Annotated in this window: 17 protein-coding genes, 1 tRNA gene, 2 rRNA genes and 1 riboswitch (1 of these 21 only partly in view); of the genes, 4 read left to right on the top strand and 16 right to left on the bottom strand. The window is 62.3% G+C overall.

The annotated features are described in order from the left end of the window. Window positions 1–11 precede the first annotated feature (11 nt). Together C2U47_RS13640 and C2U47_RS13635 are read left to right on the top strand one after the other, a co-directional pair. Window positions 12–1,208, top strand: a complete 1,197-nt coding sequence (locus C2U47_RS13640) for an amino acid aminotransferase (RefSeq protein ID WP_103261699.1) — start codon at window positions 12–14, stop codon at window positions 1,206–1,208. A 58-nt stretch (window positions 1,209–1,266) separates the two neighbouring features. Further along, on the top strand, window positions 1,267–2,199 hold the full coding sequence (locus tag C2U47_RS13635; RefSeq protein WP_103261698.1) for a LysR family transcriptional regulator: 933 nt from the start codon (window positions 1,267–1,269) through the stop codon (window positions 2,197–2,199). Window positions 2,200–2,215: 16 nt separating this feature from the next. Here C2U47_RS13635 and C2U47_RS13630 read toward each other — a convergent pair whose 3' ends face one another. The 7 genes from C2U47_RS13630 to C2U47_RS13600 form a co-directional block, all read right to left on the bottom strand. Then, entirely contained in the window at window positions 2,216–2,539 is a 324-nt protein-coding gene (locus C2U47_RS13630) for a DUF1820 family protein (protein ID WP_039039461.1), read from the bottom strand. Between the two features lie 117 nt (window positions 2,540–2,656). After that, entirely contained in the window at window positions 2,657–3,538 is an 882-nt protein-coding gene (locus C2U47_RS13625) for a YjjW family glycine radical enzyme activase (RefSeq protein ID WP_162624112.1), read from the bottom strand. 10 nt (window positions 3,539–3,548) lie between these two features. Then, window positions 3,549–5,075, bottom strand: coding sequence for a YjjI family glycine radical enzyme (locus C2U47_RS13620; RefSeq protein WP_103261697.1), 1,527 nt, complete (start codon window positions 5,073–5,075; stop codon window positions 3,549–3,551). 122 nt (window positions 5,076–5,197) lie between these two features. Next, complete coding sequence (locus C2U47_RS13615) at window positions 5,198–5,533, bottom strand: AzlD domain-containing protein (RefSeq protein WP_010672834.1); 336 nt, start codon at window positions 5,531–5,533, stop codon at window positions 5,198–5,200. 2 nt (window positions 5,534–5,535) lie between these two features. Continuing rightward, window positions 5,536–6,249, bottom strand: coding sequence for an AzlC family ABC transporter permease (locus C2U47_RS13610; RefSeq protein WP_103244220.1), 714 nt, complete (start codon window positions 6,247–6,249; stop codon window positions 5,536–5,538). 121 nt (window positions 6,250–6,370) lie between these two features. Continuing rightward, window positions 6,371–6,847: a L,D-transpeptidase family protein gene (locus tag C2U47_RS13605; protein WP_029313677.1), complete on the bottom strand. Its 477-nt coding sequence runs from the start codon at window positions 6,845–6,847 to the stop codon at window positions 6,371–6,373. 401 nt (window positions 6,848–7,248) lie between these two features. Next, entirely contained in the window at window positions 7,249–9,099 is a 1,851-nt protein-coding gene (locus C2U47_RS13600) for a M3 family metallopeptidase (protein WP_103261696.1), read from the bottom strand. 295 nt (window positions 9,100–9,394) lie between these two features. Here C2U47_RS13600 and C2U47_RS13595 point away from each other — a divergent pair, with 295 nt between their 5' ends. Together C2U47_RS13595 and gbpA are read left to right on the top strand one after the other, a co-directional pair. Next, window positions 9,395–11,074 (top strand): methyl-accepting chemotaxis protein, encoded by a 1,680-nt coding sequence (locus C2U47_RS13595; protein ID WP_103261695.1) that lies wholly within the window; start codon window positions 9,395–9,397, stop codon window positions 11,072–11,074. 229 nt (window positions 11,075–11,303) lie between these two features. Beyond that, window positions 11,304–11,389, top strand: a riboswitch (cyclic di-GMP riboswitch). A 60-nt stretch (window positions 11,390–11,449) separates the two neighbouring features. Further along, window positions 11,450–12,871: an N-acetylglucosamine-binding protein GbpA gene (gbpA, locus tag C2U47_RS13590; protein WP_103261694.1), complete on the top strand. Its 1,422-nt coding sequence runs from the start codon at window positions 11,450–11,452 to the stop codon at window positions 12,869–12,871. A 111-nt stretch (window positions 12,872–12,982) separates the two neighbouring features. Here gbpA and cbl read toward each other — a convergent pair whose 3' ends face one another. The 9 genes from cbl to C2U47_RS13545 all read right to left on the bottom strand — a co-directional run. Next, window positions 12,983–13,930 (bottom strand): HTH-type transcriptional regulator Cbl, encoded by a 948-nt coding sequence (cbl, locus tag C2U47_RS13585; protein WP_010672828.1) that lies wholly within the window; start codon window positions 13,928–13,930, stop codon window positions 12,983–12,985. A 116-nt stretch (window positions 13,931–14,046) separates the two neighbouring features. Beyond that, on the bottom strand, window positions 14,047–15,114 hold the full coding sequence (locus tag C2U47_RS13580; protein WP_010672827.1) for a sulfate/molybdate ABC transporter ATP-binding protein: 1,068 nt from the start codon (window positions 15,112–15,114) through the stop codon (window positions 14,047–14,049). A 31-nt stretch (window positions 15,115–15,145) separates the two neighbouring features. Continuing rightward, window positions 15,146–16,039 (bottom strand): sulfate ABC transporter permease subunit CysW, encoded by an 894-nt coding sequence (cysW, locus tag C2U47_RS13575; RefSeq protein WP_010672826.1) that lies wholly within the window; start codon window positions 16,037–16,039, stop codon window positions 15,146–15,148. Beyond that, entirely contained in the window at window positions 16,036–16,875 is an 840-nt protein-coding gene (gene cysT, locus C2U47_RS13570; protein WP_039039454.1) for a sulfate ABC transporter permease subunit CysT, read from the bottom strand. Before cysT ends, cysW begins: the two co-directional genes overlap by 4 nt. 269 nt (window positions 16,876–17,144) lie before the next feature. Continuing rightward, a complete protein-coding gene (locus tag C2U47_RS13565) occupies window positions 17,145–17,720 on the bottom strand; it encodes an RBBP9/YdeN family alpha/beta hydrolase (RefSeq protein WP_010672824.1) in 576 nt (191 codons plus the stop codon). A gap of 39 nt (window positions 17,721–17,759) precedes the next feature. Continuing rightward, window positions 17,760–18,761: a sulfate ABC transporter substrate-binding protein gene (locus tag C2U47_RS13560; RefSeq protein WP_042014565.1), complete on the bottom strand. Its 1,002-nt coding sequence runs from the start codon at window positions 18,759–18,761 to the stop codon at window positions 17,760–17,762. A 405-nt stretch (window positions 18,762–19,166) separates the two neighbouring features. Next, window positions 19,167–19,243 (bottom strand) — tRNA-Asp (locus C2U47_RS13555). Between the two features lie 98 nt (window positions 19,244–19,341). Then, window positions 19,342–19,456: ribosomal RNA gene (rrf, locus tag C2U47_RS13550) — 5S ribosomal RNA — on the bottom strand. Between the two features lie 121 nt (window positions 19,457–19,577). Continuing rightward, window positions 19,578–21,815, bottom strand: a 23S ribosomal RNA gene (locus tag C2U47_RS13545) (it continues 651 nt past the right edge of the window).

Raw genomic sequence — 21,815 nt, 5'->3', positions numbered from 1 at the left:
AAGGACCCCCCATGTTTGAACACGTCGATGCCTATGCTGGCGACCCCATACTGACGCTAGTCGAGACCTTCCACAAAGATACCCGCGAGCAGAAGGTGAACCTGGGGATTGGCCTCTATTACGACGAGCAGGGCCGCATTCCGCTACTGCCGTCGGTGCAGCAGGCCGAAGCGCAGCGCGCCGCCGCCCCGGCCCCGCGCCCCTACCAGCCGATGGAAGGCGCCGCCAACTACCGCACCGCGGTGCAGCACCTGCTGTTTGGCGCCGAGCACGAAGCGGTCAAGGCGGGTCGCATCGCCACCATCCAGACCATCGGTGGCTCCGGCGCCCTGAAGATCGGTGCCGATCTGCTCAAGCGCTACTTCCCGACCTCCGAGGTGTGGGTCAGCAATCCCACCTGGGACAACCACAAGGCGATGTTCGAGGGGGCCGGCATCAAGGTGCACGACTACCCCTATTACGATGCGGCCACCGGCGGCGTGCAGTTCGACGCCATGATCGACTGCCTGAGCAGCCTGACTGCGAAAAGCATCGTGCTGCTGCACCCCTGCTGCCACAACCCGACCGGGGTGGATCTCTCCCGTACCCAGTGGGACCAGGTGATCGCCCTGGTGGTCGAGAAGAACCTGATCCCCTTCATGGACATCGCCTATCAGGGCTTCGGTGACGGGCTGGAAGAGGATGCCTATGCCATCCGCGCCATGGTGGCCGCCGGTGTCAGCTTCTTCGTCAGCAACTCCTTCTCCAAGAACCTCTCCTTCTACGGCGAGCGCTGCGGCGGCCTGTCGGTCATCTGCCAGGATGCCGAAGAGGCGGGCCGGGTGCTGGGCCAGATGAAGGCCACCGTGCGCCGCAACTACTCCAGCCCCCCCACTCACGGTGGCCAGATCACCGCGGCGGTGATGAGCCAGCCCGAACTGCACGCCATGTGGGTCGGTGAGGTGACCGAGATGCGCACCCGCATCAAGGCCATGCGCCAGAAGCTGTTCGAGGTGCTGAGTGCCAAGGTGCCGGGCCGCGATTTTGGCTACTTCATCAACCAGCGCGGCATGTTCAGCTACACCGGCTTCACGCCGGAGCAGGTGGACCGCCTGCGGGAAGAGTTCGCCGTCTACCTGGTGCGCTCCGGTCGCATGTGCGTGGCGGGCCTCAACAGCCGCAACGTCGACTACGTGGCCGACGCCATGGCCGCCGTGCTCAAGGGCTAAGCCCGCAAGCCCCGCTCAGGCGGGGCTTTTCGTTTGTCCCCTTGCCCGTGGAACCGTGATGGATCTCATTGCCCTCTCCCGCCTCGGCGGTCGCCACCTGGTGACCCTGCATCTGCTGCTCGACAGCCAAAGCGTCACCCGCACCGCCGAGCGGCTCTGCACCACCCCCTCCACCGTCAGCAAGACCCTCAACCAGTTGCGGGATCTGCTCGGCGATCAGCTGCTCTACCGCCAGGGCAATCAGTTGCAGCTGACCCCGTTTGCCGAACGCCTCGGCCCGACGCTGCGCCGCCTGCTGGGGGAGCTCAACGGCCTCACCGGCCAGGGCGGCTTCGATCCCGCCAGTTGGCAGGGGGAGCTGAACCTGGCGATGCGGGAGAGCAGCATGATCTGGCCCATGGGGGCCGTACTGGGTCAGTTGATGCAGGAGGTGCCGGGGCTGATGCCCGTCGTGCGTAACAAGGACGAGCAGGGACTGGCTGCTCTGGCGGCGGGCAAGCTCGACTTCGTGATCCTGCCCCACGATCAGAGCCAGCCCGGGGTCAATCAGCCCGGCCTCGTCTGGGAAACCTTGCGGGAGGACGAGCTGGTCTGCCTGATGCGCGCGGATCATCCGGCGTTGACGCGCCCCTGGGATCTCGATGCCTACCTGAGCTGGCGCCACATCGCCATTCGCGATCAGGAGCTGGCCGATCCCTTCTTCGAGCAGAGTCTGGCCCAGCGCCAGGTACGGCGCAGACTGGGGGCCACCCTCCCGGATTTTGGCAGCGCCGCCGCCCTGCTGCGCCAGAGCGATCTCATTCTCACAGCCGTGAAGGGCTGGGCTACCCGGGCTTGTACCCAGGGGCTGGTGAGCCGCCCCGTCCCCTTCGATTACGGCGCAGTGAGCCACAGCCTGGTGTGGTATGGCCCCCTGGGGGAAGATCCCGCCCTGCGCTGGTTCCGTCAGCGCATCCTGCAACTGGCCCGGGAGCTGGACGCCCCACAATGATGCCTGGCGGCAGGACTCAGGGCTTCTTGGTATAGATGGGGCCTGGGAAAGAGGTGACGTTGTTGCCCAGTTCGGTGATGCGGGCGGCCCCCTGCTTGCGCACCTGATCGACCCGCAGCACGTGGTGCATGGGAATCAGGGTGCGGGTGACGTCGGCAAATTCGCTCTTCAGCTTCTCGTGGCTGGGGTCGACGATGAGCGCCGTGTGGGTGTCCCACACGAAGTGGGCGATCTCGATGAAGCCGAACAGCTGGCCCTGATTCACCTCTCTTACATAGACTTCGTAACGCTCGCTGTGACAAATGAACTGCACTCGATAAAGGGCGTTGGATTCACTCATGGGTATCTGTTGGTGATGGACGGTTTGCCCATTCTAGCCGTCCCCTCGGACAGCCCCTATAGACAGAGTTCACAGTTGCGTCATATCGGGTCACAGCATCCCTACGTGCCGCAGAGCTCAGATCGCAGGCAGCATCACCGACCCAAACCCCTTGGCCTTCAATGCGTTGGCAAGCACTGTCAGATCAGCCAACCCGGCTTCTGGCCATGACAGCGCCTCCCCTCGCACCCCGTGGTGGCGAAAGCCGTTGAGGCGGATGGGCACGGGCCCCAGCGACAGCAAAAAGGTCGTCAACGCCTCCTCCAGCGCGCCAGTGGCATCGAGAAAATCGCTCCGCCCCGGCACCATCAGCAGCCGCACCTCCGCCAGCTTGCCCGCCTGCGCCAGCAGTTGCAGCGATACCAGCACCCGCTCGCGGCCCCGCCCGGTCAGGGCCAGATGCACGGGCTCGTGCCACCCCTTGAGGTCTATCATGGCGCCGTCCAGCACCGGCAACAGCCGCTGCCAACCCGTTTCACCCAGGGATCCGTTGCTGTCGAGCAGGCAGGTGAGACGGGCCAGATCCGGCGCAGCCTTGATGGCCGTGAACAGGGCGATCACGAAGGGCAACTGGGTGGTCGCCTCCCCGCCGGAGACGGTGACGCCGGTGAGCAGCGGGCCATAGCGGCGCAGCAAGGTCAGCACTTCGGCCACCGACATCTGGCGCGTCTTGGGGTTGGCACTGCGCGGGCAGGCCTCCAGACAGGCGTCGCAATCGGTGCAGAGCGCCTCCTGCCAATGAACCTTGCCCTCGCTCATGGCGAGGGCGCCACTCGGGCAGACCGCAAGGCAGTCGCCGCAATCGTCGCACAGCCCGATAGTGTGGGGATTGTGACAACCGGGGCAGCGGAAGTTGCACCCTTGCAGAAACAAGACCAGCCGGTTGCCCGGCCCGTCTACGCAGGAAAAAGGCAGCACCCTGCTCACCAGGGCGCTGCGCGTCAGCAGAGCTTCATCCATCGGACTCGGCTCAGTACTGGCTGATGGTCGACTCATTGGCCACCACTCGCGGTGCCCGCTGGCGAATAGCGGTCACGTCACTCGCCTCGGCACCAAGACAGGTGGTCTGCAACCGCGAGCCCTCCTCTGCGAAGCGGGCCACGTCGCTCTTGCGGATCATGTAGCCGGTCACCCGAACCAGATCGCTGTCGGCCACGTTGGCGGTGAACTCGCGCATGCCGATGGCGAGCGCCCCCTTGCAGAGCTGCAGCAGCGCCTGCGGATTCTGGCGTATGGTGGGATCCAGGGTCAGGATCTCGCTGCTCCCCGAGTGGTAGTAGCCGTGGTGGGGCGCCAGGGCCAGCAGGTGACTGGCGGGATCCGGCTCCTCGCCATAGGGGATCCGACCCCCCGGAGTCACGCCCCTGTCCACGCTGAGTCCCCCCTGGGCGTGGAGTAGAGCGCGGCCGCCCCAGGCATGGGTCTGGCCCCTCCTGGCCACCCATTCGGAGAGGCGAGCCGAGATGCGATAGCCAAGCTGGTTGGCCTCATCGTCATGGCCATAGCGCCACGGCAAGCCTCCCTTCTCCATCAGCAGGTTCACCGCTTCCGCCATGCCGTAGATGCCGAACATGGGGACGAAGCGCGCCTCCTCGATCAGCCCCTCCTCCACCAGGAAGCTGTCGAAGAAACCCGACTCCCGGTGCAGGAAGGCGGCGCGCGCCTCGATGAGTCGCGAGGCCTGCTCGCAATAGTGAGGCAGCGTGCGCGCCATGAAATCCTCAACCCCTGCGCTCTGCCCGGCCACGCCCTTGAGGGAGAGGCGCACCAGGGTATTGGCACCGCCCCCCAGGGGCAGGGCGTTGTAGCAGCTGACGATGCCAAAGCCGCGTTCGTCGAAGGTGTCCCTGTGCAGCGGATAGTTGACGATGTGGGGTTTGCTGCAGGCCGCGATGTTCTCGACCCCTTGCAGCAGCAGGCTGTCCGGGGTCTGCTCCGGATCGTGGAAGAAGGTGAGGTTGGGGGCCACCTGCTTGAGCTCGTTGTCGATGCGCAGGATCAGGCGGCAGATCCGGTTGTCATCGGGGCCGATGTTGACGTGCATGAAGGCATCCGGCAGCACCCGATCCAGGTAGATCCAGAAGGCCCTCAACTTGCGATGGAGCGCTTCATCATCCAGCTCACCGACGAAGGGCAGCAGCAGGTGATCGAGGCGCCCCAGCCAGACCGGCATGCCGGTGACGGAAGGAACGTGGTGATAGAGGATGCGCAGGGCATCGAGCGCTTCATCGAAATCCCGCGGCGGTGCCAGCTCCAGCCAGGCTGAGCCCTGGGTCAGGAACTTCTCGTAGTCCGGCAGCACATAGCGCGGCTTGTAGGGGGCGTGTCCCTCGAACATGTCGCACAGCACCCCTTGCGTCATCGCCTCGGCGACGTCTGCAGGCAACTCGGGGTAAGGCAACGCGTTTTCGGCGGCGAGCGCCAAGGCCCGACTCTTCTGGGCCGGTGAGAGCAGAGGGTCGCGCACGATGCGCTGGCAGGTTTCGGTGAAGGACATGGTTCACTCCGTGGCGGGTGGAGCCAAAATCCTCACACTTGAGAGGCCTTTTTTGAAGTGACATTCCCAACAGGGCGGATATCCCATCAAGACATCCGCCATGCCGGATCACGGCACGCCCTTCACCAGGGCCAGAACAGGGCCACGCCCCCCAGCCAGCGCAGCAGGAAGAAGCCCCCCATGCCGACGACCACCACCACCAGGGTAGGCAGGCGCAGCAGGGTCAGCACCGTCACCAGCAGGGTGGCGGCCAGGTAGTCCGGATCCCAGTCCAGCCCGTGGCCGGGCTCATAGCTGAAGACGATGGGCAGCCAGATGGCGGTCAGCACCGACTGGGCCGAGAAGCTGAGGAAAGCCCCCATCTCGGCCCCCGGCTGATAGCGGGTCAACCGCGAGAAGAAGGCAAAACGGTTGAAGAAAGTGATCAGGGCCAGCAGCCCTATCATCAGCCAGCCCATGATCACCTCCTCATCCGGTGCAGCACATAGCCCACCACCATGCCGGCCAGGGCCGAGACGATGATGTGGATCTCCGCCAGCAGCGGCTTGGTGACGAGCGCCGTCCCGCCGCTCACCAGGGTGGCCGCCACCATGGGCAGGTTCTTCATGGCGGGGAGCGTCATGGCGATAAAGGTGGCGGCGATGGCAAAATCCAGCCCCATCTTGTCCAGCCCGTCAATGTACTGGCCGGCGGCGATGCCGAGCAGGGTCGCCAGGTTCCAGAACAGATAGAAGACAAAGCCCGCGATGAGCGCATAGGCGGGATTGAAGGCGCCGCTGCGCTCCCTGTCTTTCAGCGCCACCGCAAACATCTCGTCGGTCAGGAAGAAGGCGAGACTGGCCCGCCAGCGCAGGGAGAGCGGCAGCACGTCGCGCCGGAAGGTGAAGCCATAGAGCAGATGCTGGGAGGTGATCACCATGGTGGAGCCCATGATGGGCAGCAGCGGCGTCCCCGCCCCGAACAGGGTGGTGGCCGAGAGCTGGGCCGCCCCCGCATAGACCAGCAGCGACATCAGCTGTGCCTGGAGCGGGCTCATACCCGCCTGAAGCGCCAGGGCGCCACACAGTATTCCCCAAGGGATGACGGAAATGGAGAGCGGGAGCATATCCAGGGTGGCACGCCACCAGAGCGCCCCCGTGCGCTCGGGCGCAGGGAGGCGGGTTTCCGACATCATGGGATCATCCTTGTCACAGCCAATGCGAACCGGAAAAACTAGCACGGCGCAGGAGGCTGTGTCACGTCATGGTCTGCGACAAATGCAACGCCCGCATGAGAGCGGGCGTTGGCAGGCGGGATCAGGGCTCGATGATGATGGGGGTGCCTGGCTCGATGGCGTTCCAGATCTCGTCCATCTCGTGGTTCAGCACCGCAATGCAGCCATTGGTCCAGTTGGACGGCTGCACCCTGCGATCCCCCAGGCTGTTGCGCTGGCCGTGGATCATGATCATGCCGCCCGGGTTCACACCCAGCTCGTTGGCGCGCTTGATGTCGTCCAGATTCGGGTAGTTGATGTGAATAGCCTTGTAGAAACCGGAGTTGCTCTTCTTGTAGTCCAGGGTATAGCGACCTTCCGGGGTACGCTGATCCCCCTCACGCTGCTTGTGTCCTTTGGGAGCCGGGCCCAGGGCAATCCAGTAGCGCTTCACTTCCTTGCCATCCTTCATCAGGGTCAGGCTGTAACTCGACTTCTTCACCACCACCATATCGGCGGACAGAGTGGCAAAACTCAACGCGGGCCACAGCCCCAGCAAACACAGCAATACGGCTCTCACTATCCATCCCTCTGCGAGCCTTCTGGGCTCTCTTGTTAGCAAATCATCTGAATGTCGCCACTCTCTGGTGGCGAGCGAGCGCCATGATATGGGATCGCCGTGAATACTCAATATATCGGGAGAAACATATCTGTGGCCAGCAGGGGGAAATGGCCGTCAACCCGCCATGCAGAGGCCCTGCCAAGGGCTGGGCGTCGTCTCTTGCCTGCAACCGGGCACCTCAGCGCAGGTCGTCAAGGCCAGGAAGATGGCGCAGGGAGAAAAACCAGCGGGCAGCGCCGCCGCCAGTGACACTTGAGCCTGTCCACCCGCCAATCCCCGGCTGGCACCATGGGGTCAGGCCATCTCAACGCACAAGAAAAGAGCCCCTGATGGGGCCCTTTGACGGTGCAACACCGGGCTCAGGCCTGGGTCACTGGTTCGGCGGTCTCAAGGCGCCGGATCCAGGCCTCGAAGTCTGCCAGCATGCGCGCCTCGGACTCGCTGTTGTCGGCGATAAGCTCGGCCCCGTGCACCACCCGGATATGGGCGTCGAGGGGCGTCCCCTCCCCTGCCGGTGGGCGCTGCCGCGCCGCCGCCATGCACGTCTGTGCCTGTTGCCACGCCTCGGCGGCACTCCGGTTGCACGCCTCTGCCAGCGGCACCGCACTGAAACCCTCGCCGGTGAGGCTCTGCAGCGTCTCGTCATGGGTCATGCCGTTGCCCGGTCCCCAGTAGTGGGCGGCCAGATCCGGTCCGATGCGCGGGTTGTCGGTGAGGTAGCCGTCGCGTTTCAGGAAGTAGGCGCGGGTCTGCTCCACCGCCATCAGCGCCAGCAGATAGCCGTGATAGGCACAGGCCGACTCCTGGTTCAGAAGGTGCGGGATCGCCAGCAGCGGGCGCGGGCTCTCCACCCCCAGGATCTTGCGCTCCCACTTGCGGGCCAGGGCCAGCACGGCGGCCGGGGTGCGCTCGCTCTCTGCCATGGCGTAGAGATCCCGCTCGAAGTAGGCCACCAGCGCAATCTGGCGCTCGTTGAAGGCGCGAAATGGCTGGCGCGCTTCAATCATGGCCTGGATAAGCGCATCGGGGATGGGTTCTCCCGCCGCGTTTCTGGCGTAGCGCTTGAGCCAGTCCGCGTCGTCCAGCAGGCTGTCGCAGAACATGGACTGGGTCTCGGCATAGGCCATGGAGGTGGGCGGAAACTCCTGGGAGAAGCAGGGGGCGTTGCCGGTGACGTTGGCAAAGTGCGCCGCGTGGCCGCCCTCGTGGAACAAGGTGTTGAGCCCGCTCCAGCCGCTGCCCACCTGGGCCGGATTGGCCAGGCTGGTGAAATTGACCACCGCCGGCACCCACTCCCCTTCCTGCCAGAAGCTCGGCACCGGGCCATGACAGAAGCCGTTCTCGTATTTTCCCTCCCGGGTCAGCAGATCCAGGGTGAGGGTGGCACCGCGATACTGGATGCCGAGGCGGCGGAAGCTCTCGACCCAATCCTTCAGCGCCCGGGAGAAAGGCACGTAAGGGTCGAGCTGGCGGGTCACGTCACCACTCACGCTGTAGCGCAGGTTGTGGGGCAGCAGGGCTGCGTCCCCCTTGGCCGCTTTCAGCTCCGCCAGACTCTGGTGCAAGCGAGCATCGGTGCGGGCGATGAAGTCGTCAAGAATGGCAAACAGCTGCTCCGGGCTCATCTGCTCGTTCTTGTGCACCTTGTAATCGAAGTAGTCGCGATAGCCCATGGCACGGGCGAAGCGGTTGCGCAGCGCGACGATGGCCAGATAGCCGTTGTCGACCACCCACTGCTCCAGGGTGTGGAACATGGCGAGCGCGCTCTGGCGCACCGGCTCGTCGCGACTTGCGGCCAGCGCTGTGCTGGCGGCGGGCAGACTGCCGGGGACCTGGCGGCCCTGCTCGTCCAGCAAGGTCAGCTTCAACCCCTTACGACGGGCGAAGAGATCCGCCTCGGCGGCCACCAGCTCGTCCATCAGGGCGGAGGCAGCGGGATCTTCGATGACGTTGCACTCGAAGAAGGCGATCCAGCCCCCCAGGCCGCGCCTGAGATCCGCCTCTTCGGCCTGGGCATGCATCTCCCGCAGCACCGGCAGGCGGGCAGGATCGGCACAGAACGCCTTGTAGGCCTGTTCGGCCGCGGTGAAGCCTGCCTGATCGTCGCTGGTGCCCATGTAGGTGGACCAGAACAGGTCCTCCTTGCGTCTGTGCACCTGCAGGTAATCGGCATTGAGCTGGTTGAGATAATTCCTGGCAATGGAACTCATAACTTCCCTCTTGTTATGGGGCGACCACGGGGGCGCCCACTCCTTTTTGGTGAAATGCCAACCCATTCACACTTCTTGCGAATGGAGCAGACAAATTGTGCGCCGGGATGCGCGCCATCACGCTATCAAAAGCGAGGGTTTCTGTCTGCTGGCTATACTGGTTGTCAAACTGCTCAATTGGCTGTTTTCCACCGCAACCCATTGAAAGTTAATGGTATGTTAAAAACAACAATAATCAGGTCCGGCCGCTAGAACGGCCACAATCAGACCCGCATGGGAAAGTAAGGATAAGACTATGTTCAAGCTCGGTGATATTGCCGTGAGTCGCAAACTGATGCTGCTGCTCTCACTGGCCCTGGTCGGCTTCATCGCACTGCTGCTCATCTCGGCCAGTGCCCTGCACCGCAATCTGATGAGTGAACGGGAAGCCAGGCTGCAGGCGGTGCTGGATCTGGCCATGAGCCGGATCCAGGCCCTGGCCGCCACCCTCCCCCCGGAGCAGGCCAAGGCACAGGCCAAGGCCATGCTCGACAGCATGCGCTTTGACGGGGACAACTACCTGTTCGTACTGGATGAAGACCGTCGGGTGGTGGTGCATCCCGCCAAACCCGAGCTGGTCGGCCAGCAGATGGGCAACAACCCTGCCGAGTCCCACTGGCAGCACATGGTGGATCTCGGCAAGGGCGGCCACCAGGGCAGGCTGGAGTATCAGTGGGTCTCCCCGTCCGGCGAGGCGGCCCAGAAGATGTCGCTGGTGACGGGCTACCAGCCCTGGGGCTGGATCCTGGGCTCCGGTGTGTTGTTGCAGGACATTGAGGCCACTATGTGGTCGCAATATGAGTGGATGGGTGGCGCCACCTTGCTGGTGATCCTGTTGATGGGGCTGCTGGGACTCGCCATCAGCCGCTCCATCGTCAATCCCCTGGCCGAGATCAACAAGGCCCTGGCCCGGGTCGCAGCTGGCGATCTGGTGGTCAGCATCCCGGTGCTGGGCAGGGATGAGCTCGGCGCCGTCGCCAGCTCCACCAACCAGGGGCTGGATGCCATCCGCCGCGCCCTGCTGGAAGCGAGCCTGGGGGCCCGCAACGTGGCGGATGCCGCCCTGCGCATCGCCGCCTCCGCCGAACAGACCAACCAGGCGGTCAACAGTCAGCGGGATCAGCTCGCCCAGCTCGCCACCGCCATGAACGAGATGAGCGCCACCATCGCCGACGTGGCGGGTCACGCCGAGAATACGGCCCGCGACACCCAGGATGCCACCAGCGAGGCCGGGCTCGGCAACCAGGATGTCCATGCCAGCGTGCACGGCATCCAGGCGCTGGCCACCGAGGTGGATCAGGCCACCTCGCAGGTCAACCAGCTCAAGGAGGGGGTGATGCAGATAAGCGAGGTGACGGCGGTCATCAGCGCCATCTCGGAGCAGACCAACCTGCTGGCCCTCAACGCCGCCATCGAGGCGGCCCGGGCCGGCGAGCAGGGCCGTGGCTTCGCCGTGGTGGCCGACGAGGTGCGCCAGTTGGCCAGTCGCACCCGCCACTCCACCGAGGAGATCCAGAGTACCATCACCCAGTTGCAGCAACGGGCTGTCACCGCCGCCAACGCCATGGACGCCAGCCGCAAGCTGGCGGAGAGCAGCGTCAACCAGTCCGAGAAGGCGGGGCAGGATCTCTCCCTCATCGTCAATCACATCCAGCACGTGAGCGACATGGCGACCCAGATCGCCACGGCGGCGGAGCAGCAGAGCATGGTGGCGGAAGACATGAACCGCAACGTCAGCGGCATCAACGACTCGGCACTCGAGATGTCCCAGGCGGCCTCCCAGTTGGCCCAGGAGAGCGAACTGCTGGCCGGTCTCTCCCGAAGCCTCGACGAGCGACTGGCGGTGTTCAAGCTGGACAACGCCCAAGCCCAGGACAGGATGATGCGACCGACCCAGGCGTCCTCTTCCCGAGCAGGCATGCAACCCCGCCACTGAGTGGCCCCGTGAACCCCTGCCAGTCTGGCAGGGGCTCCTTTCCTGTCATGGCCACGGGAGCCTCTCCCGGGCCACCCTCTCGCACTGAACCAGCGCGCAGATCCCGATGGAGTGATCTGCTGCTGATGCGCTGCTCCGATGAGATGGCACTGTCAATTTTCACACTTATTTTTTTAACAAAATATAGTCATGATGAGTGGTCGCCACAGGCGGCACCATGATCCTTTCTGTAGTCATTTGGCAAACTGGTTGAAAGGCCAGGACGCAAAGCCTCCGGTCTAAAGACAAGCTGTCCAGGATAGCGGGGTTGCAGCACCGTGTTTCGGGGAACTCCCCTGCCAACGTGACTGCCCACATCACCGAACAGAGGAATGTATGGCAGCAAATATCCGACTCACCCATCTCGCGGCAGCGCTGGCGCTGCTGGCCAGTGGCGGCGTACTCGCTCACGGCTACATCAGCCAGCCCGAAGGGCGCAACTACCTGTGCAAGACAGGGGGCAACAGCCAGTGTGGCGCCATCCAGTGGGAACCCCAGAGCCTGGAAGCCCCCTCCGGCTTCCCCGATGGCGGCCCCGCCGACGGCCAGATAGCCTCGGCCGGTCACCCCCAATTCGGCGAGCTCAACACCCAGACCCTCGATCGCTGGACCAAGCGTGAAGTGCAGGCCGGTCCCTTCGCCATCAGCTGGACCTTCACCGCCAACCACGTGACCCGCAACTGGCGCTACTACCTCACCAAGCAGGACTGGAACCCGAACCAGCCCCTCACCCGGGATGCGTTCGATCTCAATCCCTTCTGCGTCATCGAGGGCAACATGGTGCAGCCCCCCAAACAGGTGACCCATCAGTGCACCCTGCCCCCGCGTACCGGTTATCAGGTCATTCTCGGGGTGTGGGAGGTAGGGGATACCGCCAACAGCTTCTACAACCTGATCGACGCCCGGTTCAAGGATGGCACCCAGCCACCGCTGACCTGGAACCAGGGAGGGACCATCTATCCCTCCATCGACCTGGTGGCGGGTGACAAAGCCAGAACCCGGGTGTTCGATGCCAATGGCGAGCGCACCGATCTCCAGACCGAGCTGACCATCGCCAGCACCGAGCAGGGCCAGAAGAACAACTGGGCCCACGCCCTGGCGAGCAAGATCAACGCCGAGCAGAGCCAGATCCGTGCGGGCCAGCAAGGCACGGACGGCCAGTTCAACCCCGTCTATGGCCAGAACCCGGTCTACCTCAAGGCTGGCAGCAACCTGCAACGGGTCGAGATCCAGCTTGAGCAACAGCAGCCCCCGGTTGAGAACGGGATCAGCGTGAGCGGTCTGGCGAGCGACTACACGCTCGACAACGGCAAGCTCACCCTGACTTTCACCGTCACGGCCCAGGGGGATCTCGCCATCACCAACACCCTCTATGACCACGGCGGTGTCGCCAGGGGACAGAGCAGTGCCGACATCAAGGACGGCAGCCAGAGTTTCTCCATGGCGCTGACCGGCTTGAGTGCAGGCCACCATCAGCTGGTGATCGAGGGCAAGCCCAAGGCCGGTGGTGACGCGGTGCAGCAGACCCTGGACCTCATGTTCAAGGATCCGGCAAGCGGGGGCGATTACCAGTTCACTTTCCCGGACGGCCTCAAGTCCTACACCGCCGGAACCCGGGTGCTGCAGCCGAAGAACGGCAAGGTCTATCAGTGCAAACCCTTCCCCTACAGCGGCTGGTGCAGCCAGTGGGCGAGCACGGCCACCCAGTATGAACCGGGCGTAGGCTCCCACTGGCAGGAGGCCTGGACAGCGCAGTGATGGGACGTATCCGACCTGGCGAGAAGCCGCTCGGCGCTTCCGGTGCCAGATCAGGTCAACATCAAACAAACGGGGAGCCCATGGCTCCCCGTTTTTCATCCATCCCTCGGTTCAGATCTGATAGTCGAGCAGGGGCTCGTTGCTCATGGCGCGGGCCTGGATCTCCGCCAGCGCCAGCTCGGGGTTGCAGAGCTGGATGAACTGCCAGGCAAAGTTGTGCTGGAACTGCCCCTGCTTGAGGCCGATCCAGGCGGTGTGCGGCGCAAACAACCGACTGCCGTCCAGTTGCACCAGCCCCTTGTCCCGCTGGGAATCGAACGCCATGTCCGCCAGTATGCCCACCCCCATCTCCAGCTCGACATAGGTCTTGATGACGTCTGAGTCCTGGGCGGTCAGCAGGATCTGCGGCACTATGCCCGCCTCGGCAAAGGCATCATCCACCCGTGCCCGACCGGTGAGGCCGGCCTGATAGGTGACGATGGGCCAGTGGGCCAGAGCGGCCAGGGTCAGCTCCCGCTCGGCGGTGAGGGGGTGCTGCTCCGGCACGACGATATTGTGGTGCCAGCGGTAGTAGGGAAAGGCCACCACCCCTTCGCTCTTGTCGAGCTGCTCGCTGCTGATGCCGATGTCCACCTCACCGGTCTGCACCAGCCGCACTATCTCCTCCGGGCTCCCCTGACGCAGCTCCAGCTGTACCAGGGGAAATTGCTCCCGAAACGCCTTCACTACCCTCGGCAGGGCATAACGGGCCTGGGTATGAGTGGTCGCGATGAGCAGCCGGCCCGAGTCGCGATTGGCAAAGGTGCTCGCCAGTTTGCGGATGTTGTCGGCATCCCCCAGGATACGCTCGGCGATCACCAGCAACTCCTTGCCCGGCTCGGTCATACCGAGCAGACGCTTGCCATAGCGAATGAAAAGGGCGAGCCCCAGCTCCTCCTCCAACTCGCGAATGTGGCGGCTGACCCCGGACTGGGAAGTAAAGAGGGCATTGGCCACGTCGGTCAGGTTGTAATCCCGTCGTGCCGCCTCCCGAATGATTCGCAATTGCTGAAAGTTCACCTCATCGCCTCCTGCGCTGAGTGGCGGTGGCTCGTGCCACCGTCCTCTTGTTATGGATTGCCGGGATCATGGCCCGGCAGCAAGCCTGACAGAGGGCCGCACCTCGCGGCTTGCCCTCAGATCTGGTAGTCGGGATAGAGCTGTGCCTGCCTGGCCACCAGGCGCACCCCCTGGCCGGGAGCAAAAGCGCGGGCGGCCTCCTTGCTCAGTTCGGCCTCGTAGTGGGCGCCTCCCGTCTCCCCATCGCCACGCAGTTCCACCCGGATGCGCGGCCCCATGGGCAGCAGGCGGGTAATGGTGGCGCGAATGCCACCGGGGGCATCCGAGGGCAGGATCTCCAGCTCGTGGGGGCGCACATAGGCAATGGCCGCACTCCCTTCTGCCAGATGGGAGGGGATGGGGCCACCCAGTTGCTGTTCACCGATGCCGAGCCCCTGCCCGGCCACCCTGCCACGAAACAGGTTCACGCTGCCAAGGAAGCTGTGCACGAAGGCACTGGCGGGCTGATCATACACTTCGGCAGGGGTGCCAATCTGCTCTACCTTGCCGGCGTTCATCAGCACCACCCGATCCGCCACCTCCAGGGCCTCTTCCTGATCGTGGGTCACGAACAGACTGGTGACATGCAGCTCGTCGTGAAGCTCACGCAGCCAGCGGCGCAGCTCCTTGCGCACCTGGGCATCGAGGGCGCCGAAAGGCTCGTCCAGCAGCAGCACCTTGGGCTGCACCGCCAGGGCCCGGGCCAGGGCGACCCGCTGGCGCTGACCACCGGAGAGCTGGGTCGGGTAGCGTGCCGCGACGTGGCTGAGCTGCACCAGATCCAGCAGCTCCTTGACCCGGGTGCGGATGGCCGCCTCGTCCGGGCGTTCGCTGCGCGGCTTGACCCTCAGGCCAAAGGCCACGTTCTCGAACACCGTCATGTGGCGAAACAGGGCGTAGTGCTGGAACACGAAGCCAACGTTGCGCTCGCGCACATGGAGATCCGAGGCATCCTCGCCGCGGATGATGACGCTGCCACTGTCCGCCTGTTCCAGCCCAGCGATGATCCGCAGCAAGGTGGTCTTGCCGCAGCCGGAGGGGCCGAGCAGGGCGACCAGCTCACCGTCGTGAAAATCGAGGTTGATGTCGGCCAGCGCCGCGTACTGATTGAAATGCTTGTTGAGCCCTTGAACCTGAATGCTCATGAATGCCTCTCCTATAACCGTTAATTCGGGATCAATGGGACTGGGTCGGTTGGCCGCGCAGCCTGGCCAGCAGGGTCTCCCCCAGCAGGGTGAAGATCCCGAACAGCGCCAGCAGGCTGGCCACCGCGAAGGCGGCACCGGTCTGGTACTCGTTGTAAAGGATCTCGATGTGCAGCGGCAGCGTGTTGGTCTGGCCGCGAATGTGGCCGGAAACCACGGAGACAGCGCCAAACTCCCCCACCGCCCGGGCGGTACAGAGCAGCAGGCCATACATCAGGCTCCAGCGAATGCCGGGCAGGGTCACCCGCCAGAACATCTGCAACCCGCTCGCCCCCAGCATGATGGCGGCCTCCTCTTCCTCCGGGCCCCGCGCCTCCATCTGGGGCAGCAGCTCGCGTACCACGAAGGGCACAGTGATGAAGGTGGTCGCCAGGATGATCCCCGGGGTAGCGAAAATGATCTTGATGTCGTGCTCGCTGAGCCACTCGCCGAACCAGCCGCGACTGCCGAACAGCAGCACGAACATCAAGCCCGCGATGACCGGCGAGACCGAGAACGGCAGATCGATGAGGGTGATAAGCAGTTGCCGGCCAGGAAAGCGGAACCGGGCGATGGCCCAGGCGGCGGCCAGCCCGAACAGCAGGTTCAGGGGCACCGAGCAGAGCGTCACCAGGGCGGTCAGCCCCAGGGCGCTCAGGGCATCCGGCTCGCTGATGGCGTGCCAGAAGAAGGCCAGACCCGGGCTCAGCGCCTGGATGAAGACGGTGGCCAGCGGCAACAGCAGCAAGGCGGCAAACCAGCCCAGACCGACGGTGACCAGCAGCCATTTGACCCAGACCGGTTCATGGGTCACCGGAGGATGACGCGCCGGGGTGGCCGGAGCGGACTCCTGGGCCTGATCGAGATGTGCAGTAGAGGCGTTCATATACGGCTTCCTCCGATGCGAGCCCAGCTCCAGGCTTGCAACTTGTTGATGAGCAACAGCAGCACAAAGGAAATGAGCAGCATGACGGACGCAATGGCCGATGCACCGGCGTAGTCATACTCCTCCAGGTGACTCATGATCATCAGGGGGGCAATCTCGGACACCATGGGGAGGTTGCCGGCAATGAAGATGACAGAGCCGTACTCCCCCACGCCGCGAGCAAACGCCAGGGCAAAACCGGTGAGCAGCGCAGGTACCAGGGTCGGCCACAGTACCCGGATGAAGGTCTGCCAGCGGTTGGCACCCAGGCTCGCGGCCGCCTCCTCTTGCTCGCTCTCCGCTTCCCGCAGCACCGGCTGCAGGGTACGCACCACAAAGGGCAGCCCGATAAAGGTCAGGGCAATGACCACCCCTATGGGGTTGTAGGCAAGCTCGATGCCCAGCGGAGCGACCCATTGGCCAATCCAGCCGTTGGGGGCAAAGATGGCGCACAAGGCAATGCCGGAGACGGCAGTCGGCATGGCAAAGGGCAGGTCGATCAGCGCATCCACCAGTCTGCGGCCGGGGAAGGTATAGCGCACCAGTACCCAGGCCAGTATCAGACCGAACAGACTGTTGAGCAGGGCGGCAATGAAAGCGGCGCCAAAGCTCAGGCGAAAGGAGGCGAGCACCCGGGGGGAGCCGATCACCTGCCAGAACTCGGCGGCGCTCAGGTTGTTCACCGCAAATAGCACCAGTGCCGAGAGCGGCAGCAGCACCAGTATGCCCAGATAGAGCAGACTGAAGCCCAGCGTTGGCCCCAGGCCTGGCAGGACGGAATAAGAACTTAATCGCATAACACATCCGTTTGTTATAAATACTTTGGATGTGACGATTTTGCTCACGGCGGCCAGGGACAACAAACACCAATAATGCCTTTGCTAAGCACTTTTTTATCTAACAATGGTGGAACAAGGCTTTTAGAGCGATAAGCATAAAAAAAGGTCTTTTATATAAATAAAAGACCTAAAAGACGGAGCGGTAAAACCGGGAACATGCAAAGTCAGTCACGCTGGCCAAGTTGCCAGCCCGCCTGGAAATCGTGCCGAGACAATCCGATGGTCCCTCATCGAAAACTGAGTGCGGCCTGCTTGCCCCACTCGGCAGGAGCAGGCTCCACGACCATTTCGGCACGGCGGTATAGGGTACCGAGCAAAGCGAGGCCCTGGTGCCACTCCCCATGGCCGGACTGGGCATTGATATGGCCCACCTCCCCCGCATCGAACAAGGGCACCTGCCACTGCCGGCTCCAGAACTCTGCCCGCTCGAAACTCATCCAGGGGTCATTGCGGCTGGCGATCAACTGGGCAGAGACCTTGATGGACCCCGTCAACACCTCATCCGGGATACCGAAACGGGCAGGATCGGCAGGGGCAACGATGAAGATGGAGGAGACCTTGTCTGGTTGCAGTCTGGCGGCAGCGATGGCCGTTAGAGCGCCGAAGGAGTGGGCTACCAGGTGGACCCGGCTGCGCCGGCTCCTGAGCTTGCTCGCCAGCTTTGCGCTCCAGACCGTGAGATCCGGCTTGTCCCAGGGCAGACCCATCATTCTCTGCCACTGGGGAAATTGCTGGTGCCAGCGGCTCTGCCAGTGATCCGGCCCACTGTTGTGCAGACCGGGAACCAGAAGGATCTTGTTCATCGTGGTACTCCTATCTGTTGTCACAGGGGCCTGCGTCTCTTAGCGGCCCGGTTGGTAAATCTGGTCAAACGATCCGCCCTGGGCGAAGTGCTTCTTCTGTGCCTTGTCCCAATCTCCTTCCAGATCCTTGACAGTAAAGAGCGTCAGGTTGGGGAACTGGGCCGCAGTCTCCTTCAGGATCGCCGGATTGCTCGGACGATAGTGGTATTTGGCGATGATGCGCTGCCCTTCGTCAGAGTAGAGATACTCGAGGTAAGCCTTGGAGACGGCCTCGGTACCATGCTTCTTGGCTACCTTGTCCACCACGGCTACCGGCGGCTCTGCCAGGATGGAGACCGAGGGCACCACCAGTTCGAATTTGTCGCTGGTGCCCGGCTGATTGAGCACCAGCAACGCTTCATTTTCCCAGGCCAGCAACACATCCCCGAGCCCGCGTTCGATGAAGCTGGTGGTGGCGCCACGTGCCCCGGAGTCCAACACCTTCACATTCTTGAACAGATCGCTGACAAACTGTTTGGCGCCCTCTTCAGTGCCGCTTTTCTTCAGGGCATAGCCCCAGGCAGCCAGATAATTCCAGCGCGCACCGCCGGAGGTCTTGGGGTTGGGGGTGATGATGGCGACATCCTTGCGCACCAGGTCGCCCCAATCCTTGATCTGCTTGGGATTCCCCTTGCGCACCAGGAAAACGATGGTGGAGGTATAGGGAGAGGCATTGTTGGCCAAACGCCCTTCCCAGTCGCTGGCGGTGAGACCTGCCTTGGCCACCGCATCGACGTCATAGGCCAGCGCCAGGGAGACCACGTCAGCCTCCAGTCCGTCCACCACGGCACGAGCCTGTTTGCCTGAGCCACCGTGTGACTGGCTCACCACCACATCGTCGCCGGTTTTGGCCTTCCACTCCTTGGCAAAGGCACTGTTGTACTCCTGGAACAGCTCCCGCGTCGGGTCATAGGAGACATTCAGCAGCCGCACCTCGGCGGCTTGGACCTGACCGAGAGCCAGCAGGGAGAGAGCGGTGAGAGCGGTCATTCGCAGTTTCATGGTGATACTCCATATCGTTGGGTTGAGTACAGCATGCCCGCTTATGCATATTCCATGAAGAAAGAAAAAGCGCTTTGCTTATCTCTTATCCGCATATGAGCTCCCGATGGTCCTCTGGCACTCTCGGCCAGAGCGTATTCGCGTGCTTGCGATGCTCATCTCCAGACTCGACAAAGCCCGGTCGATTGGCCGGGTTGGGAAAGCATGGAGGAGCAAAGGCAAACCAGAGCGAAGGGTAAGCCCTGGGCAAAGAGACAATACCAGGCACGCAAGCACCACAGGGGGGAAGAGGCGTGTTGTCAGTAACAGGCGGCAGACCCGTCGGTTGCCTCTTGTTCCCTGAGCTCTTATCCAGACGCCAGAAAGCAAAAAGGCCTTCCCGTCAGGGAAGGCCTTTCAATTTAGTGGCGGAGCGGACGGGACTCGAACCCGCGACCCCCGGCGTGACAGGCCGGTATTCTAACCGACTGAACTACCGCTCCGCATTCGGTTAGCTTTCGCTAAATCTTTTGCTGCTTGTTTGTGAGGTGTCATCCTCGCAGCCGGTTATGTGATTCTTCACATCACCGTTTAATTGGGTGCCTGGCAGTGTCCTACTCTCGCATGGCGAATGCCACACTACCATCGGCGCTACAGCGTTTCACTTCTGAGTTCGGCATGGGGTCAGGTGGTTCCACTGCGCTATTGCCGCCAGGCAAAATCTTAATCCAGAAAGCTGACGTGAATAACGACTTCGCTAGTGTGCGTTGTCATTACCACTGAATTTGAGTAGTTCGTTCATTCGCTACAAGGCCAGAAACACTTCTTGGGTGTTGTATGGTTAAGCCTCACGGGTAATTAGTATGGGTTAGCTCAACGTATCGCTACGCTTACACACCCCACCTATCAACGTTGTGGTCTCCAACGGCCCTTTAGGACCCTCAAGGGGTCAGGGATGACTCATCTCAGGGCTCGCTTCCCGCTTAGATGCTTTCAGCGGTTATCGATTCCGAACTTAGCTACCGGGCAGTGCCACTGGCGTGACAACCCGAACACCAGAGGTTCGTTCACTCCGGTCCTCTCGTACTAGGAGCAACTCCCTTCAATCATCCAACGCCCACGGCAGATAGGGACCGAACTGTCTCACGACGTTCTGAACCCAGCTCGCGTACCACTTTAAATGGCGAACAGCCATACCCTTGGGACCGACTTCAGCCCCAGGATGTGATGAGCCGACATCGAGGTGCCAAACACCGCCGTCGATATGAACTCTTGGGCGGTATCAGCCTGTTATCCCCGGAGTACCTTTTATCCGTTGAGCGATGGCCCTTCCATTCAGAACCACCGGATCACTATGACCTACTTTCGTACCTGCTCGACCTGTCCGTCTCGCAGTTAAGCTGGCTTATGCCATTGCACTAACCTCCTGATGTCCGACCAGGATTAGCCAACCTTCGTGCTCCTCCGTTACTCTTTGGGAGGAGACCGCCCCAGTCAAACTACCCACCAGGCACTGTCCGCGAGCCCGATTCAGGGCCCTGCGTTAGAACATCAAACATACAAGGGTGGTATTTCAAGGACGGCTCCAGCGCAACTGGCGTCACGCCTTCAAAGCCTCCCACCTATCCTACACATGTAGGTTCAATGTTCAGTGCCAAGCTGTAGTAAAGGTTCACGGGGTCTTTCCGTCTAGCCGCGGGTACACCGCATCTTCACGGCGAATTCGATTTCACTGAGTCTCGGGTGGAGACAGCATGGCCATGGTTACACCATTCGTGCAGGTCGGAACTTACCCGACAAGGAATTTCGCTACCTTAGGACCGTTATAGTTACGGCCGCCGTTTACCGGGGCTTCGATCAAGAGCTTCGCTTGCGCTAACCCCATCAATTAACCTTCCGGCACCGGGCAGGTGTCACACCCTATACGTCCACTTTCGTGTTTGCAGAGTGCTGTGTTTTTGATAAACAGTCCCAGCCATCTGGTCACTGCGACTCCCGACAGCTCCATCCGCAAGGGACTTCACCATCAAGAGCGAACCTTCTCCCGAAGTTACGGTTCTATTTTGCCTAGTTCCTTCACCCGAGTTCTCTCAAGCGCCTTGGTATTCTCTACCCGACCACCTGTGTCGGTTTGGGGTACGATGACTTGTAATCTGAAGCTTAGAGGCTTTTCCTGGAAGCAGGGCATCAATGGCTTCCGCACCGTGGTGCGTTCGTCTCGTGTCTCAGTGTTGTGTCTCCGGATTTGCCTAGAAACACCACCTACGCACTTTCACCAGGACAACCGTCGCCTGGCCCACCTAGCCTTCTCCGTCCCCCCATCGCAATTACAAGTCGTGCAGGAATATTAACCTGCTTCCCATCGATTACGCCTTTCGGCCTCACCTTAGGGGTCGACTCACCCTGCCCCGATTAACGTTGGACAGGAACCCTTGGTCTTCCGGCGAGGAGGCTTTTCACCCCCTTTATCGTTACTTACGTCAGCATTCGCACTTCTGATATCTCCAGCATGCCTCTCGACACACCTTCGCAGACTTACAGAACGCTCCCCTACCACTCACACTTAGTGTGAATCCGCGGCTTCGGTGCCTGGTTTGAGCCCCGTTACATCTTCCGCGCAGGCCGACTCGACTAGTGAGCTATTACGCTTTCTTTAAATGATGGCTGCTTCTAAGCCAACATCCTAGCTGTCTGAGCCTTCCCACATCGTTTCCCACTTAACCAGAACTTTGGGACCTTAGCCGGCGGTCTGGGTTGTTTCCCTCTTCACGACGGACGTTAGCACCCGCCGTGTGTCTCCCGGATAGTACTTACTGGTATTCGGAGTTTGCATGGGGTTGGTAAGTCGGGATGACCCCCTAGCCCAAACAGTGCTCTACCCCCAGTAGTATTCGTCCGAGGCGCTACCTAAATAGCTTTCGGGGAGAACCAGCTATCTCCGAGTTTGATTGGCCTTTCACCCCCAGCCACAGGTCATCCCCTAACTTTGCAACGTTAGTGGGTTCGGTCCTCCAGTTGATGTTACTCAACCTTCAACCTGCCCATGGCTAGATCACCCGGTTTCGGGTCTACACC

The sequence above is a fragment of the Aeromonas sp. ASNIH7 genome, assembly GCF_002903485.1.
GTDB lineage: Bacteria > Pseudomonadota > Gammaproteobacteria > Enterobacterales > Aeromonadaceae > Aeromonas > Aeromonas caviae.
The sequence above is the reverse complement of the archived record's forward strand: the minus strand, read 5'-3'. Positions and strand labels throughout refer to the sequence as shown.